14 protein-coding genes and 1 pseudogene are annotated in these 16,216 nt (G+C 64.3%); 6 read left to right on the top strand and 9 right to left on the bottom strand.

Annotation, left to right across the window (positions count from 1 at the left end):
* From C935_RS0107360 to C935_RS0107345, 4 genes are all read right to left on the bottom strand, one after another.
* Window positions 1–1,848 (bottom strand): putative nucleotidyltransferase substrate binding domain-containing protein, encoded by a 1,848-nt coding sequence (locus C935_RS0107360; RefSeq protein WP_018861872.1) that lies wholly within the window; start codon window positions 1,846–1,848, stop codon window positions 1–3.
* Between the two features lie 230 nt (window positions 1,849–2,078).
* Window positions 2,079–3,857 (bottom strand): sodium:solute symporter family protein, encoded by a 1,779-nt coding sequence (locus C935_RS0107355; RefSeq protein ID WP_018861871.1) that lies wholly within the window; start codon window positions 3,855–3,857, stop codon window positions 2,079–2,081.
* Between the two features lie 7 nt (window positions 3,858–3,864).
* Window positions 3,865–4,128 carry a DUF4212 domain-containing protein gene (locus C935_RS0107350; protein ID WP_018861870.1) on the bottom strand — a complete coding sequence of 88 codons (264 nt, stop codon included), beginning with the start codon at window positions 4,126–4,128 and terminating at the stop codon, window positions 3,865–3,867.
* A gap of 55 nt (window positions 4,129–4,183) precedes the next feature.
* Window positions 4,184–6,061 (bottom strand): DUF294 nucleotidyltransferase-like domain-containing protein, encoded by a 1,878-nt coding sequence (locus C935_RS0107345; RefSeq protein WP_018861869.1) that lies wholly within the window; start codon window positions 6,059–6,061, stop codon window positions 4,184–4,186.
* Window positions 6,062–6,250: 189 nt separating this feature from the next.
* Between C935_RS0107345 and C935_RS0107340 the strand changes: the two genes are divergently transcribed.
* Complete coding sequence (locus C935_RS0107340; protein ID WP_018861868.1) at window positions 6,251–7,003, top strand: Crp/Fnr family transcriptional regulator; 753 nt, start codon at window positions 6,251–6,253, stop codon at window positions 7,001–7,003.
* Window positions 7,004–7,309: 306 nt separating this feature from the next.
* Here C935_RS0107340 and C935_RS0107335 read toward each other — a convergent pair whose 3' ends face one another.
* Both C935_RS0107335 and C935_RS0107330 read right to left on the bottom strand, forming a co-directional pair.
* The gene (locus C935_RS0107335; protein ID WP_018861867.1) at window positions 7,310–7,807 is read right to left on the bottom strand and encodes a hypothetical protein; all 498 of its coding nucleotides are present in this window, start codon (window positions 7,805–7,807) and stop codon (window positions 7,310–7,312) included.
* 176 nt (window positions 7,808–7,983) lie between these two features.
* Window positions 7,984–8,424, bottom strand: coding sequence for a nucleoside deaminase (locus C935_RS0107330; RefSeq protein ID WP_018861866.1), 441 nt, complete (start codon window positions 8,422–8,424; stop codon window positions 7,984–7,986).
* Window positions 8,425–8,538: 114 nt separating this feature from the next.
* Here C935_RS0107330 and C935_RS0107325 point away from each other — a divergent pair, with 114 nt between their 5' ends.
* Complete coding sequence (locus tag C935_RS0107325; RefSeq protein ID WP_018861865.1) at window positions 8,539–9,822, top strand: phosphatidylserine/phosphatidylglycerophosphate/cardiolipin synthase family protein; 1,284 nt, start codon at window positions 8,539–8,541, stop codon at window positions 9,820–9,822.
* A gap of 26 nt (window positions 9,823–9,848) precedes the next feature.
* Here C935_RS0107325 and C935_RS13395 read toward each other — a convergent pair.
* The 3 genes and pseudogenes from C935_RS13395 to C935_RS0107305 form a co-directional block, all read right to left on the bottom strand.
* Window positions 9,849–10,391, bottom strand: a pseudogene (locus C935_RS13395) (histidine phosphatase family protein).
* Window positions 10,392–10,508: 117 nt separating this feature from the next.
* Window positions 10,509–10,904 carry a thiol-disulfide oxidoreductase DCC family protein gene (locus C935_RS0107310; protein WP_018861862.1) on the bottom strand — a complete coding sequence of 132 codons (396 nt, stop codon included), beginning with the start codon at window positions 10,902–10,904 and terminating at the stop codon, window positions 10,509–10,511.
* Window positions 10,897–11,223, bottom strand: a complete 327-nt coding sequence (locus C935_RS0107305; protein ID WP_018861861.1) for a hypothetical protein — start codon at window positions 11,221–11,223, stop codon at window positions 10,897–10,899. The genes C935_RS0107310 and C935_RS0107305 overlap by 8 nt, the downstream gene beginning before the upstream one ends.
* 231 nt (window positions 11,224–11,454) lie before the next feature.
* Here C935_RS0107305 and mtgA point away from each other — a divergent pair, with 231 nt between their 5' ends.
* The 4 genes from mtgA (at window position 11,455) to C935_RS0107285 (ending at window position 16,133) form a co-directional block, all read left to right on the top strand.
* A complete protein-coding gene (gene mtgA / locus C935_RS0107300; RefSeq protein WP_018861860.1) occupies window positions 11,455–12,177 on the top strand; it encodes a monofunctional biosynthetic peptidoglycan transglycosylase in 723 nt (240 codons plus the stop codon).
* 237 nt (window positions 12,178–12,414) lie between these two features.
* Window positions 12,415–14,706 carry a mechanosensitive ion channel domain-containing protein gene (locus tag C935_RS0107295; protein WP_018868452.1) on the top strand — a complete coding sequence of 764 codons (2,292 nt, stop codon included), beginning with the start codon at window positions 12,415–12,417 and terminating at the stop codon, window positions 14,704–14,706.
* Between the two features lie 72 nt (window positions 14,707–14,778).
* Window positions 14,779–15,465, top strand: coding sequence for a zinc metallopeptidase (locus C935_RS0107290; protein ID WP_018861858.1), 687 nt, complete (start codon window positions 14,779–14,781; stop codon window positions 15,463–15,465).
* 14 nt (window positions 15,466–15,479) lie between these two features.
* Window positions 15,480–16,133 (top strand): class I SAM-dependent methyltransferase, encoded by a 654-nt coding sequence (locus tag C935_RS0107285; protein ID WP_018861857.1) that lies wholly within the window; start codon window positions 15,480–15,482, stop codon window positions 16,131–16,133.
* Window positions 16,134–16,216: the final 83 nt, after the last annotated feature.

Raw genomic sequence — 16,216 nt, 5'->3', positions numbered from 1 at the left:
TCACCCGTGCACCTGCTCGGTCTGAGCCAGAGAGGCCTTCTGCGCATGGGCCACCAGGCGAAAGACGTTCTTCAGATGGCTGCGTTCCAGTCCCGACAAGTCGCTCGGGGCCAGGGCATTGTCGGGAACGATGCCCCGCCCGATCTGGTCGGCCTGATGGCGGGCGCGCAACGTGGCGATGAACTGCCAGGCATCGATCAGGTCGGCTCCGGTATTCGCCGACAGAATGCCCGCATGTCGCGCGGCCCGCAGTCGTTCGACGGTGCCGCGCGCATCCGAACCGGCGCGCAGGGCGAACACTCGAGCCAGCGCGACGATTGGCATCAGGCCGCGCATCTTCAGGTCCAGTGTGTCGCCGTGTTCGCCTCCACGTTCAAGTACGAACTGACGAAAGAACCCCAGCGGCGGGCGTAGATCCCGCGCCTGGTCGGCCAGGGTGGTCAGCACGGCCTCGCTGCGATAGCCCTGTTCCAGGGCCTCGTGGCGCATCGGTTCGAACAGGCTCGTCGGGCCATGGATGACCCTGAGGTCCAGGTAATGGCTGGCGAGCATCGCATCGCGTGGCGAGGGGTGGCTCAAAACCCGCCGCAGCTCGCGCTCCCAGTCGCTGGTCGTTCGGCGCCACTGTGGCTGGCTCGGGTCAACCTCGCCCGGGCAGCGAGGGATGCCACAGGCCGCAAGGCCCTCCCCGACCTCGTCGGCCAGGCGCTGGAACCAGGCGTCCGCTTCGGGCGGTGCCATGTCGTCATAGACCAGCGCCGTATCCTGGTCGGTGTGTACGGTTTGTTCGTGGCGGCCCTGGCTGCCGCTGGCCAGCCAGGCATATGCGGCCGGCGCGGGGCCGAGCTTCGCTTCCGCCAGCTCGATCAGGCACTGCGTGAGCGTGTCGATCACCGTGGTGATGGTCTGGCCGATCTGGGTCGCATCGGCCCCCGCCTCGACCAGCTGCACCTGCAGGCTGGGCAGGGCGCGCATTACGTCGCGCAGGGCGTCGAGATCATCGGCGCGGCGCAGGTCGCGCACCAGGTAGACCGCGCTCGTCCCCTGATGGCGGATCAGGTCCGTACTGGAGAGTATCCCGACCAGTGGGCCATCGTCGCCATCGGTAACTGGCAGGTGATGAATATCCCGTCGTGCCATGCGGAGCAGGGCGTCGAAGGCCGGGGTATCGCGGCTGACCGAGGCCACTGGCTGTGCCATGCATCGGGCCACGCTGCATCCCGGATCGGTGCCTTCGGCCAGGGCATGGCGCAGGTCGGTGTCGGTCAGGATACCCACCGGGACATCTTCCCGCCCCGGCTCGTGCAGCAGCAGGGCCGAGATGTCGGCCTCGGTCATGCGCTGGGCCGCCTCGCACAGGGTGATGCTGGTCGGCGACATGATCGGTCGCGGCGTCATCAGGGCGCGCACGGGAGTGGTGAGAAGGCTGCGCTCCCCCCCGGGCCAGGTCATGGTCTGGGCCCGCAAGCGATCCGAATCGGTTTCCAGAAATTCGTGGAAGGCTTCATCCCGGTCGGCGAGGTCGCGGGCGCGTTCGGCGGCCAGCTGGTAGATCAGGGCATCCTCGGTGATGCGCCCGCGCAGGTCGGCGACCCGCGTCGTGTTGAGCAGGTCGCCTTCGCCCAGACGGTCCTGCAGCTGGTCTTGCATGTCGTACAGTTCAGCGGCCCCGGTGCGCACGATCCAGAGTTCGCCGGGTTCCGCATCCCTGGGTGGGAACGGGCTGTCCTCGCGCAGGTAGCGCAGGGTCAGACGGCGAACAAGGCCCGTGCGCGTCTCGGAGGACAGCCGCGCGAGTTCCGGGCAGCGTTCGAGAAATTCGCGAATCTCTTCCAGCTCACCGTTCATCTGCGTTCCGGGCACCCTTCTTTCGCGGCGTGGATGGCGGGGTCAGAGCAATTCTCCAGTGCCCCTCCCGGGCACTGGAGAATTGTCCCGAAGGAAAAAAGGCCGACCCGGCATGCGCCGAGCCGACCTCAGGGAGATGGTGATCTCCCTTCCTTGCATGAATGTTAAGCATATCCATTCATGGTGGGCCGACAGGCCCGGTCATGCCAGTGGCATGACCGGGCAGAGCGTCAGCTCGGGTTGTCGGTGCGCGGGACACGCACGTTTTCCACCAGTTCCTGGATGTGCTGCGGCGGCTCCTTGGTCAGCTTCATCACGATGTAGGCCGCGACAAAGTTGAACACCGCACCAATGGCGCCGAAGCCGGTCGGGTTCACGCCGAACAGCCAGTACTCCTCGGTATCCGGGAGCATGGCGGTGCCGGAGAAGAAGAACCACCCCTTGTAGGTAAAGATGTACAGCAGGGTGGTCACCAGACCGACCAGCATGCCGGCGATCGCGCCTTCCTTGTTCATCTTCTTCATGAAGATGCCCATCATCAGGGTCGGGAACAGCGAGGCGGCGGCAAGACCGAAGGCGAGTGCTACCACCTCGGCCGCAAAGCCCGGTGGGTTTAACCCCAGGTAGCCGGCAAACAGGATTGCGCACGCCATCGCGATACGTCCGGCCAGTAGCTCGCCCTGTTCGCTGATGCGGGGCATGAAGACCCCCTTCAGCAAGTCATGCGAGATGGCCGACGATATGGCGAGGAGCAGCCCGGCAGCCGTCGACAACGCGGCCGCGATACCGCCCGCTGCCACCAGCGCGATCACCCAGCCCGGAAGACCGGCGATCTCGGGGTTGGCCAGCACCATGATGTCACGGTCGAGGGTCACGATCTCGGAGCCTTCCCAGCCGTATTCCTCTTCCGCCATCGCGGCGAACTCTTCGTTGTCCTCGTTGTAGTACTGGATGCGGCCGTCTTCGTTCTTGTCCTCGAACGCGAGCAGACCGGTCTGTTCCCAGCGCTCCATCCAGGCCGGCTTGTCCTCGTAGGCCAGGTGGCCTTCCTCGGTGCCGATCTCACCCGGATGCACGGTATTGACGAGGTTCCAGATGGCCATCGCACCGACCGCCGGGGCGGTGGTGTAGAGGATGCCGATGAAGACCAGCGCCCAGCCGGCGGACTTGCGCGCATCGCGCACACGCGGAACCGTAAAGAACCGGATGATCACGTGCGGCAGACCGGCGGTACCGATCATCAGCGCCAGGGTCAGCAGGAACATGTTGAGCATGCTCATGCCGCCCTCGGTGGCCGTGTACATGGTGAAGCCAAGATCCACCATGGTCTGATCCAGCGCGTCCAGCAGGTAGGTGTCCTGGCCCTGCAGGGTGGAACCCAGTCCGATCTGCGGGAACACCTGGCCCGTGAGCGTGAGCGAGATGAAGACCGCAGGCACCGTATAGGCGAAGATCATGATCACGTACTGCGCGATCTGGGTGTAGGTGATCCCCTTCATCCCGCCGAGCACCGCGTAGATGAACACCACCGCCATACCGGACAGCAGGCCGATGGCCAGCGGCACCTCGAGGATGTTGGAGAACGCGATCCCCACGCCGCGCATCTGCCCGATCACGTAGGTGATGGACATCGCGAGCAGCGAGATGACCGCCACCACACGCGCGACCTTCGAGTAGAACCGGTCACCGATGAATTCCGGCACCGTAAACTTGCCGAACTTGCGCAGGTACGGGGCCAGCAGCAGGGCCATCAGCACGTAGCCACCGGTCCAGCCCATCAGGTAGGCGCCCCCGGTAAAGCCGAGGAACGCGATCAGGCCGGCCATGGAGATGAACGACGCGGCGGACATCCAGTCCGCAGCGGTGGCCATCCCGTTGGCGATCGGGTTGACGCCGCGCCCGGCGACGTAGAACTCGCTGGTCGAACCGGCACGCGCCCAGATGGCGATACCGATGTAGAGGGCGAAGGTCGCCCCGACCACGAGAAGACTTAGGGTCTGTTGATCCATGACAGGCTTACTCCTCGTGGACGTTGAACTTGCGATCCAGGACGTTCATGCGCCAGGCATAAACGAAGATCAGGACGATGAAGGTGTAGATCGCGCCCTGCTGGGCAAACCAGAAGCCCAGCGGATACCCGCCGATGGAGAATGCGTTCAGCGGCGCGGCCAGAAGGATCCCCAGCCCGAAGGACACGAAGAACCAGATGGCGAGGCAGATGGCCAACAGGCGCAGGTGCGCGCGCCAGTAGGCCTGCCGGCTCAGGTCTTCTTGTGACATGACGTAGCTCCTCTCATAGGTTTTGTTGTTCGCCGTGACTCGTCTATGCGATTCGTCACAGCTGGTACTGCACTTCAAGCTGGCCTTGCAGCTTGCGAGCCTGCCGGAAGGACTCCTTGAGGATGCGTCCCTCAAGGGTGCCCAGTTCCTCCGGCCGGATTCGGTTGTCGTCGTCGCGCCCTTCGCGCAGCGCCTTTTGCTGGGCGCGCAGACGCAGCATTTGCAGATAGCGCAGGGCGGCGTGATAGTCCCGCGCGTCGGATTCGCGCATGACCTCCGCGCTGACCGCCTGATCGAGCCGTTCATGGGTACGCGTGGCCGGCAGTTCGGCGGCCAGGGCGATCACGCGCGCCGCATCCACGAACGGCGTTAGCCCCTGCTTCTTGATGTCGATGCCGTCCGCGCCGCTCTTGATCTCGCCAAACAGCCCCAGTGGGGGACGAAAAGCCTGCTGGTTGGCGGCCATCTGGCGACGGAAGCGGCTGTTGTAGGCCGTCTTCTGCAGCAGCTGCGTACGCAGGGCCTCTACAGGGCCGTGGTCGCCGTCCACCGCACGCAGGTCGAAGAAGATGGTGCTCTTGAGCAGATGTTCGGGTGTGCCCTGTTCGATCCAGCGGGTAAAGCGCCGGTCCCACTCGGTCTTGCTCAGACAGCACTCCGGGTTGCCTGCCATGATGTTGCCCGGGCACAGCATGAAGCCGCATTCGGCGAGTGCCTCGTTCACGGCCCGGGCATAGGGCAGCAGGCGTTCGCGGATCGCGTCCGCATCGCCGTCCTCGGTGTCGAACAGGATGCCGTTGTCCTGGTCCGTGACCAGCGCCTGTTCCTCGCGCGCCTGGGAGCCGAAGGCCAGCCAGGTAAACTCGATCCCTTCGATCGCCTCGTATTGCGGGCGCAGAAGGGCCAGCACGCGGCGGGTGGCGTGTTCGTTCAGGCGCGTGATCAGGCGCAGCACCTGATCCGCCTCGGCGCCCTGGCCGACTACGGCCTCGATCAGTCGTGGCACCTGGTGCAACCGCTCGGCGATGGCCGATACGCTGTCGGCGCGGCGGATCTCGCGTACCAGGCCGTCCAGGGTCAGGGGCTGGCTGGTCAGCAGGTCGCGTTCGCCGAGTACGCCGACCAGGCGACCGTCGCGTACCACGCACAGGTGCGTCATCCCGTGTTCGGTCATCGCCTCGATGCCCTCGAAGCCGGGGGCGCTTTCCTCCAGCGCGACCGGGTCGGATGTCATCACTGCTTCCAGGGGGGCGTCCAGGCCGACATCCTCCAGCACCACCCGTGAAAGCAGATCATGCAGGGTGAAGATGCCGACCGGCCGCTGTTCGTCGTCCACGGCGACCACGGAGCCCACGCGCTCGTCGCGCATGGTGGTCAGTACCTCGCGCAGTCGAGTGTCCGGCCGACAGGTCACCGGTCCCCGGGAGATCCGCAGGGCCAGGGGTGTATTCAGCTGTCCGGCCGCGCCCCCGTCGCGGCTGGACAGGGTATCCAGCCCCTGCTGCAGGCGGTCCAGCAGGTTGGCCAACCGTCGCGTGCAGAAATCATTGAAGACGCGGGATCGCGAGCGCAGGCGGTCGAAGTCCTCCAGGTCCAGTTCCAGACAGACCGTGTCCTCGGCCGCGCGGTGCACCGTGTGGACGGCGCGGCGGCCAAGCAGGGCGCCAATCGGGAAACACTCGCCGGGAATCAGCTCCCAGGCTTTGCCCGAGAGCTGTTCGTCTTCGCTGGGCGTCTCGCCGCGGATGCGGCCCTGTCGGATGATGTGAAAGCGGCGAGCGGGGCCGGCATCGGGGTCAGTAATGCGGGCCCCGCGTGCGTAGAAGCGACTCTCCAGACGCGGCAGCAGAAATTCCAGCGCGTCGGGTTCGAGTTGATCGAACGGGGCATGGGCGCCAAGGAATTCCCGGGTGCTGTCGAGCGCATCGGTCATGGCGTTGGCATGGCTCCGAGGTGAACCGGTTCACGAAATGGCCCATTTCCTGCAAAAAACACGCCACGAATCGTCAGTATTGGGAATCAGTCGTTTGGGCGTACGATTTTTCTACTGATCGTTACTTAACGTAACACCAGTGTTTCGTTATGTGACACGACCGCACTTTGGCGTAACAAGGAGCCAGCGATGACAATGCTGGAAGGTTGCATCCTCACGCAGATCGGCCAGTTTGCCGAACTGGTACCCGAAGAGAAGGCGTTGCTGCTGGACCTGGAGAAGGACCCGAAGCGTTATGCCGCCGAAACCTGCCTGTGTGCGGCTGGTGAGGAGGCAGAGAGGTTCTATACGTTGAGCTCCGGCTGGGCCTGTGCGGTACGCGACCTGGCCGATGGTCGACGTCAGGTGCTGGACATCTTTCTGCCGGGGCAGATCCTGGGTCTGCGCGAGATGGGGTTCAACGAAGCCCGTTCGGACTTCGTCGCGCTGACGGACATCGAGGCGTGTCCTTTTCCGCGAACGAGGCTGACCGAGGTGTTCGAGCAGGCACCACGACTTGCCTCGTTGTTCTTCCTGATTCTGGCGAGGGAACAGTCGATGCTGGTGGAACGCATTATCAACATCGGCCGACGCCCCGCTGCCGAGCGTCTCGCGCATTTCATTCTGGAAATGAAGGTCCGCCTGCAGCGTCCGTCGCACGAGGTGCGGCTTCCCATGAACCAGAGCGTGCTGGCGGATGCGCTGGGCATGTCCGCGGTACATGTGAGCCGGTCGTTCAGCCAGCTGCGAAAACGGGATCTCATCCGTACCGATGGCGGTGCGATCTGGATCCATGACATGGAGGGGCTGGTGCGTTTCTCTGGATTCAATCGCGCCTACCTGGACTGCGAAGCGAACTGGGTGAGCAGGACAGACCCCGTTTGCATGGGTGAGGCCTCATAACAAGAAACGCCCGGCGCAAGGGAGACGCTGATTTAATCGCACGTCCGCGCTCGAGTCGCTTTTGCGTGCGAACAAGGCGCGGTGACTGCCGTGCAGTCATTCTGCACAAGGGAACCGCAACGCAGTGCGCGCGCAAAAGCGGCCGAGCCCCTGCTTTCAATGGCTTGTGGGGTTGGTGCCCCCTGTTCCCCGATCCTGCGTTGCGCCGCTTGCGGGTAGAACCACTACCCGCTGCACGACGCGCCTTGTCTCGGAAAACAGGGGGCACCAACGCGGACGTGCGATTAAATCAGCGTCTCCCTAGAGTCACGCCTGCAGGTCAAAGTGCGATCCGAGGTTCTCGTTGGAGTTGGACTGCACCGAGCCGTCGGGCATGAAGGTCTGGCCCATGTCCACTTCGTCGTCCGGAACGGCGTCCATCCGGGAGGCATCGTCGGCCTGCGGGGCCCCGTTGACCTGACCGCCGGCCAGCGGCATTGCGGTGGCCTGCGTCGGCGGAGTCGCGTTCACGCCCTGGGGCGAGAATGCCGCCTCGTATGCCGAGGGGGCCTGCGTGGTGGACGCCGGCTGGGCGACATGTGGAGAAGTCGAGACGCCCGCGCCCTGCCCGTTGATTTGACCGTTCGACTGCGCTTGCGTGGCGGTCTGTGCCTGCTGGGCCTGGGCCGGCTGGGCGGGCTGTGCGTGGGCCGCCTGTCCGGCCTGTGGTGCCTGGTTGCCGGCCTGCCCGGCATTGTTCAGGTTTTGCGCCGAATGGGTCGGTCGTGCCAGGGCCGCCTGGTTCATTCCGATGCCATCGATCATGGGGTACTCCTGGTCTGCATTGCACCCGGCACCAAAGCAGCAACCATGCCAGAACACCCGACCTGGGCGCGCAACGCACCATGAGGCATTTCTCGGTCATCGGGCCTGTGCTGCTACAGGAGCCGGGTGGCAAGCACGATCCGCCCGCCAGAAAGTGCGTTCCGGTCATAACGGGGCTATTCGCAACCGATGTCCTCGTGCCAGAGATCCGGGTGGCGTTCAATGAAGGCGGCCATCAGCTCCTGGCAGGCGGCGTCCTGCAGCACATCGACCTGCACGCCGCGCGAGCGCAGCCAGTCCTCCTCTCCCATGAAGGTGGCGTTCTCGCCGACCACCACACGCGGGATGCCGTACAACACGATCGCCCCGCTGCACATCGCGCAGGGCGAGAGCGTCGTGTAGAGGGTGCACTCGCGGTAAACGCTTGCAGGTTGCCGCCCGGCGTTCTCCAGGGCATCCATCTCGGCATGCAGGATGGCACTGCCATTTTGCACCCGCCGGTTATGCCCCCGCCCGACAATCTGTCCCGCGTGCTCGATCACCGAGCCGATGGGGATACCCCCTTCGTCCCAACCGGTTCGCGCTTCGTCCAGTGCGGCTTCCAAAAACGGATTCATGACATTCGTCCAGGGTGGTTCACTGTGCATTGTGTACACTGAACGATGCTGGTGCGATACCGGCCACCCAATCCCCCCGTTTCCTTGCAGCGGGTTCGATACAAGAGGCCCTCCATGCGCCGCCGCGTCATCGGCATCCCTGTCGGCATCCTCCTGGGCCTCGCGCTCGCCTTCGTGCTGGCAAACGTTGCCCTCTTCAACCTCCTCCCGAAACCCGACCGGGTGAAGGTCCCGGTGGCCATCGACTACGGCACCTCGGACAGTGCGTTTCGCCGCGGAATGGGGCTCACGCTGCAACAGCCGATCGTCTCCGGCAACAGTCTGGAGCTGCTGCGCGACGGAGAGGCCATCTATGACGCCAAGATCGAGGCGATCGAGAACGCCGAACACACGGTTACGTTCGAGGTATACGAATTTTGGGGTTATCAGGCCGCCCGCTTCGCTGAGGCCTTTGCGCGCGCCGCCGAGCGTGGGGTGAAGGTGCACGTGGTCATCGATTACATCGGCTCCGTGGCGGCCGCCCAGGAGAAGTTCGACCGCATGACCGATGCCGGCGCGGAGGTCGTGCGCTGGCGCAAACCGTCTTGGTACGAGATGTCGCGGTTCAACCACCGCACGCACCGAAAGATCCTGGTCGTGGACGGCCACACGGGATTCGTCGGGGGCGCCAACGTAGCGGATTCCTGGGTACCCGACGAGGACCACGAACCCTACCGCGACAACCATTTCCGCATTAGCGGGCCCGTGGTGGGCAACCTGCAAGCGGCCTTCATGGAGACCTGGCTGGATGCCATGGGCGAATTGCTGCTGGGCAATGCCTATTACCCGGAACTCGAGGAGGAAGGTGATCTGGATGCGCAGGTCGTAGTCAGCGCCCCTCGCGAGGGGCGCCATCGCATTCGCAAGATGTTCCTGCACGCCCTGGCCGCAGCCGAAGACCAGGTAACGATTGGAACGGCGTATTTCTATCCCGATCCAGACTTTCTCGATGCCCTGACCGAGGCCGCCGAACGCGGTGTCCGGATCCGCGTGTTGATGCCGGGCGACACCATGACCTTCGGCTTCGTGCGCCACGCGTCGGTCAATCGCTGGCGTCCGATACTCGAAGCCGGTGTGGAGCTGTACGAATACCACCCGCGGATGTACCACTCCAAGCTGATGAGCGTGGATGACCGCTGGGCCACCATCGGCTCCGCCAATCTGCACAACCGCTCGTTCCGCCTGAACGACGAAACCAATCTCAACGTCTATGACGAAGACTTTGCCCGCTCCATCCGGGCACTGATCGAGGAAGACAAGGCCGAGGCCGAGCGCATGACGATCGAGGCCTGGGAAAACCGGCCCTGGAAGTACCGCATCTACGGCTGGATCGCGCGCATCATCGGGCCATACATGTAGGCGTCCGGGTGTCGGCGTCCGCCTTCTCAGTCGGCGACAGGCCGGGCTCCACCCTCGGCATCGATCTCCACCACCACCATGTCGCCCGCGCCAATGTTGCGACCGGACAACTCCATGATATTCGCACGGTGCGTGACATACACCGCCGGGCCCGCGGCGCGCGCGAATTCTTCCGCAAGATGCTGATGCCAGGCACGCATGCGGCTTCCCGATCGAGTTCATTGGTACGAAATGATCGAGCCCAGCGCATCCAGAATTTCCGGTTCACCGTACCCCAGAAGCCGGGCCGTGTCGGCATTGCGGCACCAGGGACCCGCGAAAACACGGATCTCTTCCAGCCCGGCGGCGCGCAGGCGCTCGCCAAGCCCGCGCGCCTGTTCCCGGCCCGCCTCGGAGAGATTCCGTTGTGTGTCGCAGTCTGCAAGATCGAAGTCCGGGGGATCGCCGATACCCGGCGCCGCCGCATGGCGCATGAGCAGGATCCGATGGGGCTCCTGCAACTGGCCCACAATTGCCCGCTCTGTGTCCAGGTCATCCGCCCAGCCCGGCGCACCCAGCACTATACCCATTGCGAAAGCGAGCCCCACCAGCAGCTGTTTCACGGCTCCGGTTTCCTCAAGTAACGCGGCGCCAGCAGACGCCGAAACAGTCAGTCACCTGACCCACCAGCAACCACCAGTGTTTCCCTAATCCGAGCGACAGGCCCCATCGCTGCAGCGCGATCGCCAGCGTCGCACGGCAATCCAGTCATACACCCGGTCCATCAGGCACACGACAGCCGGCACTCGGTACAGCGCCTCCCCCAGTGCGCGGTAATACGGCAGATGCCGCCAGACGACTACAAACGCCCAAGCGCCGCTGTGGATACGCCCTTGGGCATCAACCACATGCATACGCCGCATCGCCACATCCCAGCCGATTCCCCATGGCTCCAGTGGCCCCGGGTCGGCATGAATGTCCTTCCAGTCCAGGCGACCGACCGGATCCAGCCGCTGATAGTGGCCGATCTCGCGCCGGCAAAGTGGACAGCCGCCATCAAAAAAGACAACTGGACGCCGGTCGCCAGACAGGCGGTCACGCATGGCCCACCGGGCCCATGTACTGATATTCGGCCTGCAGCGACCCCAGTGCACGCTCGACGACGTCCCGTGCCAGGTCGTGCGTCATTTCCGGGTGTGCGGGGATCATGTCGGTCCGTACGGCGAGCGCCATCGCCAACGCCTGCAGTACATCACCGTTGCAGGTATCGCCCAGCAATCCGATCTCGTGATCGAGGGTGTCGACCAGCCGATCCAGCAACTGCTGGACACGGACGGCCGATCCGGTCTCGGGGTGCAAGCGGAACTCGAAGGAAACGGCCTCGCCACTGGGGGTGGTATACCGATAGGGCATCACGTCCATGGGTCTCTCCTTCTGATTCGCGTGAATGGGATGGAGCCACCCGGCCACAGACCGGTTTGAAAACTTGGGCCACGTACGATGGAAACAGTTCACCCGGTGACGAGATTCCTCATCCGGCCGAGATGATGGAATATTGCCACAACGCCCCTCCGACAGCGCTCGGTCGACGCACGAGTCGAGGTATCCTTTTTCCATGAGTTCCGCTCGCCGCTCACATCCAGGGAGTACCTGATGGCCCGCCGACGGCGCGGACCGATTGCTCGCCTGATACGCACGCTGGCCTGGCTGCTGGCCGGCACACTTGCGCTCGTGGTGACGTTCGCGCTCGGGCTGATTGTACTGTTTGCCAAGGTCAACCCGCCCTACGGCATGGCGATGGTCGTCGCTACGGACTGGCAGACCGCCTCGCGGCTGCGTCCGGAATGGCAGCGGCTGGATGATCTGCCACGCCACCTGATGCTGGCCGTTATCGCGGCGGAGGACCAGCACTTCCCCGTGCATCGCGGCTTCGACTGGGGCTCGGTGCGCCAGGCAGTGGATGACCACATGCTGCACGGCCAGCGCCTGCGCGGGGCCAGCACCATAAGCCAGCAAACCGCCAAGAACCTCTTCCTGTGGCACGAGCGTTCCTGGATCCGCAAGACACTCGAGGCCGGACTCACGGCGGGCATGGAAACCGTCTGGCCCAAGCGACGTATCCTTGAGGTCTACCTGAACCTGGCGGAATGGGGCCCCGGCATCTACGGGATCGAAAATGCAGCCCAGCACTACTTTGGCATACCGGCGCGCGAACTGAATCGGAACCAGGCCGCCCGTCTGGCCGCCATCCTCCCCAGCCCGGGCAGTTACAACCCGGTCAACCCGGGTCCACGCCTTACCCAGCGCATCGCGTGGATCGAGCGCCAGATGACCCAGCTGGGCATCGCCTGGCTGGACCCCATGCTGCTGGAATAGTCCCGGAGCGGTCACCCGTTGTTGTCAGGAACGGGCGCGCACACGGCGTTGCAACTCCCTTATGCAGACTGACTCCACGGCCGTCACCGCACCTTGTTCGCACGCGAGAGCGACTCGAGCGCGAGCGTGCACATTGATCAGTGTTTCCCTAGACTGGCCTCCTCCGCTGTCGCATGGATGCTCGCATTTTGCTCTTCCGCGCGACCCGCGAACCCCGTCCAAACCCGAGGTCCGCCCGTGTCCCCGAGCCGCTTCTTGCGCTTCCCCTTTGTTCTCCTCGCCCTGTTCACACTGTCACTGTTGCTGCCTGTGGGTGCTCAAGCCCAGGACGGCGACGGGCGCGAGCTGCACGACGCACTGATCGAGGCACTGGAAAACGAGGAAGCTCGCGAACGACTGCTCGAAACACTGCGCGCCGAACGGCCAGAGGACGAAGAAGCCGCCGCGGACGATGAGGCCGTCAACACCGACGAGCCGATGTCGATCCCGCGCCAGATTGCCCAGATTACGCAATCGCTCGCAGAAGGCACGGTGCAGGAGATTCGGGCGCTGAACGAAATCGCCGCGGACATTGGCGAACAGATGCGCACGATCGATCCGGTGGTGTTTGGCGCCGGGATGCTGGACCTGGCAATCCTGATCGTGCTGACGGTCGCCGCCTTCCTGATCCTGCGGCGCCTTGGCAGCCCGATGTTCGCCGCCCTGGACCGCTGGGTGATCCACTCAGCGAGACAGTATCACCTGCTACGGGCGCTTCCCGCCGTCCTCCTGGCGGCACTGATCGACTTTCTGATCGTTCTCCTGGCCTGGGTGGCGGGCTATGGGCTCGCACTCTTTGTGCTCGGGGAATCCGGCGAGATGCTTATGCGGCATTCGCTGTTCCTCAATGCCTTCCTGCTGATCGAGGTGACCAAAGCCGCGCTGCGCCTGATTTTCGCGACGCGCTACCACGGCCTGCGGCTGCTGCCGATGGCCGGCGACGAGGCCGCTTACTGGAATGCCTGGCTGGCGCGCCTGGTGACCTACATCGGTTACGGCCTGCTCTTGCTGGTCCCGTTGACCAACAATCACCTCTCCAGCGAGGCTGGCCGTTCGCTGGGGCTGCTGGTCATGCTGACGGCCTTCCTCTACGCGGCCGTCATCATCCTGCAGAACCGCCAGCGCGTGCATGATCGCCTGATCCTGGTCGCCAACCGCGCCGGGTTCGCCTTCACGCGCATGACGCTGACCTTCCTGGCGAACGCCTGGCACTGGATCGCGCTGGTCTACTTCCTGACCCTGGCGATCGTCAGCATTACCCGTCCGGAAGATGCCCTTCCCTTCATGGCCAAGGCCACCGGACAGACGCTACTGGCCATCTTCATCGGCGTCTTTGTCGCCAACGTGCTCAGCCAGATCATTGGCCGCGAGATCCGGGTCCCGGACGAGACGCGGGTCAAGTTCCCGATGCTCGAGGCACGCCTGAACTCCTACATTCCGATGGCCCTCAAGACAATGCGCCTGGTGATCCTGCTCATCGTGCTGGCGGTCATCCTGGATGCCTGGGGCGCGTTCAATCTTGGCGCCTGGATCGCCTCCGATGCGGGCATGTACGTCCTCGGAACCGCCATCTCGGTCGCCCTGATTCTGATCGCCGCCCTGGCCATCTGGCTCGTATTCGCCAGCTGGATCGAGCACCGCCTGAGCCCGGCTACCGGCGAGGGCGAGCCCGGCGCGCGCGAGAAGACCCTGCTGACCCTGTTCCGCAACGCAGTCGCCATCGTACTGGCCGTGATGACCACCATGATCGTGCTGGCGGAGATCGGCGTGAATATCGGGCCACTACTGGCCGGTGCCGGCGTCCTTGGCCTCGCTGTTGGTTTTGGTGCACAGAAACTGGTGCAGGACATCATTACGGGGATATTTATCCAGCTGGAAAAGGCCATCAACACCGGGGACGTGGTCACGGTGGCCGGCATGACCGGGGTGGTCGAGAAGCTCACAATCCGTTCCATGGGCCTGCGCGACCTGTCCGGCACCTATCACCTGATTCCGTTCTCGTCGGTGGATGCCGTTTCCAACTACATGCGCGAGTACGCCTACCACGTCGGCGAGTACGGCGTCGCTTATCGCGAGGACATCGACGAGGTCATCGTGCGTCTGCGCGAGGCCTTCGAGGAGCTCAAGGAAGATCCGGATCAGGGTCCGAACATCCTCGACGAGATGGAAGTGCACGGGGTTACCGCGCTGGCGGACAGCTCCGTCAACGTGCGCATCCGCATCAAGACGCTGCCCGGAACCCAGTTCGGCCTGGGTCGTGCATACAACCGCCTCGTCAAGAAGCACTTCGACGCGGCCGGCATCGAGATCCCGTTCCCCCATCAGACCGTCTACTTCGGTCAGGAAAAGGACGGGACGGCCCCGCCCGCGCATCTGCGCCTCACGCAGGAAACGGGCGAGGACACCGAAGACGGTCGCGACTACTCGAAGGACCAGCGGGCCCGTCCCAATCCGAAGCACAAGGGCGATTACGACGAGGCCGAAGACTGAGCGAGAAAGGACCGGTGTACGGATTTATGCGGACGACTTCCCCCGAAGTGGAAGTCGCGCCATGATGAAGGCATGCGACTGCTGATTCTGCTCGCACCGCTCGTGCTGCTCCTGGCCTGGGCCCCGAGCTGGTGGGTACGCCAGACAATGAAGAAGTACAGCCAGCCGGAGGACCGTTACAACGGCACCGGGGCCGAACTGGCGCGTGACCTGCTGGATCGCCATGGCCTGCAAGACGTGCGTGTCGAATCCACCCGCGACGGCGACCACTACGACCCCTTTGATCGCGCGGTACGGCTGTCGGAGGACAACCACGGTGGCCGCTCGCTCACCGCGATCACCGTGGCCGCGCACGAAGTGGGGCATGCGATCCAGCATGCTCAGGACTACCCGCCCCTGCGCATGCGCAGCAACCTTGTATGCCTGTCGCGCTACGGCCAGCAAATCGGGGCCTGGCTAATGGTCGCGATACCCGTGATCACTCTGATCGCCAGACATCCGGCACCGGGCATCCTGTTCTTTCTGGCCGGGATCCTGTCGATGGGGCTCGCCGCCCTGGTGCACTTCGTCACCCTGCCCACCGAGTTCGACGCGAGCTTTCGCCGCGCCCTGCCGATGCTCCGCCGGGGCAATTACCTTCACCCCCCGGACTATCCCCACGCCCAGCGGATCCTGAAGGCCGCGGCCTATACCTATCTCGCCCAGTCCCTGATGAGCCTGCTGAACATCGCGTCCTGGTTCCGCTTCCTGCGCCGCTAGGGAGACACTGACGCATGGCCCGCTGTCCGTTGTGCGCCAGCCCTCTGCGCCCGTTTTTCAGCCGTGGAGTGCGTGACCCCTCGCCCGGGGATTACCAGCGCTGTCGCCATTGCTCCCTGATTGTCCTGGAGCGTTCGCGCTGGCCTACACCCGAAGTCGAGCGCGAGTACTACCAGACCCACGAGAACCGGCCGGATGACGCTGGATATCGGCATTTCCTGGGCCGCCTGCTGTCGCCGCTGGAGGCGCACTGCCCACCGCCAGCGCAGGGCCTGGACTGGGGCTGTGGCCCCCATCCGGTTCTGGCGGATATGCTGCGCACGCGTGGCTATGCCATGCAGGCATACGATCCGGTGTTCGACCCCGAGCGACCTGCTCCCGGCGACCATTTCGATCTCGTCACCTGCACCGAGGTGCTGGAACATCTGCACAGCCCGCTTGCCACGCTGGACACGATGGCCAACCTGCTACGCTCCGGTGGCACGATTGCGATCATGACCGGCTGGCCACCCCCCGCGTGCATTTTCCATCGCTGGCATTACCGCCGTGACCCAACCCATGTGGCCTTCTACGGGCCCGCCACCCTGCGCTGGATCGCCGCACATCTGGGTTGGCAGATTCATTTACCGACTAACGACATCGCACTCTTTCGCACCCCGGGGGCCTGAGCAACACAGAAAACGAGAAGCCTGCAACGAAAACCGGGCTGCCCCGGAAACCTCGGCTTGCGCCTGTTAAGCTGTTGTTAAGT

This window comes from Thioalkalivibrio sp. ALJ3 (assembly GCF_000377205.1).
In the GTDB taxonomy this organism is placed as follows: Bacteria; Pseudomonadota; Gammaproteobacteria; order Ectothiorhodospirales; family Ectothiorhodospiraceae; genus Thioalkalivibrio.
The sequence above is the reverse complement of the archived record's forward strand: the minus strand, read 5'-3'. Positions and strand labels throughout refer to the sequence as shown.

What these genes read in the sequence shown, in the direction of transcription:
- C935_RS0107360 (WP_018861872.1), bottom strand. Translation starts at nt 1,848, where the DNA reads ATGAACGGTGAGCTGGAAGAGATTCGCGAATTTCTCGAACGCTGCCCG.
- C935_RS0107355 (WP_018861871.1), bottom strand. Translation starts at nt 3,857, where the DNA reads ATGGATCAACAGACCCTAAGTCTTCTCGTGGTCGGGGCGACCTTCGCC.
- C935_RS0107350 (WP_018861870.1), bottom strand. Translation starts at nt 4,128, where the DNA reads ATGTCACAAGAAGACCTGAGCCGGCAGGCCTACTGGCGCGCGCACCTG.
- C935_RS0107345 (WP_018861869.1), bottom strand. Translation starts at nt 6,061, where the DNA reads ATGACCGATGCGCTCGACAGCACCCGGGAATTCCTTGGCGCCCATGCC.
- C935_RS0107340 (WP_018861868.1), top strand. Translation starts at nt 6,251, where the DNA reads ATGACAATGCTGGAAGGTTGCATCCTCACGCAGATCGGCCAGTTTGCC.
- C935_RS0107335 (WP_018861867.1), bottom strand. Translation starts at nt 7,807, where the DNA reads ATGATCGATGGCATCGGAATGAACCAGGCGGCCCTGGCACGACCGACC.
- C935_RS0107330 (WP_018861866.1), bottom strand. Translation starts at nt 8,424, where the DNA reads ATGAATCCGTTTTTGGAAGCCGCACTGGACGAAGCGCGAACCGGTTGG.
- C935_RS0107325 (WP_018861865.1), top strand. Translation starts at nt 8,539, where the DNA reads ATGCGCCGCCGCGTCATCGGCATCCCTGTCGGCATCCTCCTGGGCCTC.
- C935_RS0107310 (WP_018861862.1), bottom strand. Translation starts at nt 10,904, where the DNA reads ATGCGTGACCGCCTGTCTGGCGACCGGCGTCCAGTTGTCTTTTTTGAT.
- C935_RS0107305 (WP_018861861.1), bottom strand. Translation starts at nt 11,223, where the DNA reads ATGGACGTGATGCCCTATCGGTATACCACCCCCAGTGGCGAGGCCGTT.
- mtgA (WP_018861860.1), top strand. Translation starts at nt 11,455, where the DNA reads ATGGCCCGCCGACGGCGCGGACCGATTGCTCGCCTGATACGCACGCTG.
- C935_RS0107290 (WP_018861858.1), top strand. Translation starts at nt 14,779, where the DNA reads ATGCGACTGCTGATTCTGCTCGCACCGCTCGTGCTGCTCCTGGCCTGG.
- C935_RS0107285 (WP_018861857.1), top strand. Translation starts at nt 15,480, where the DNA reads ATGGCCCGCTGTCCGTTGTGCGCCAGCCCTCTGCGCCCGTTTTTCAGC.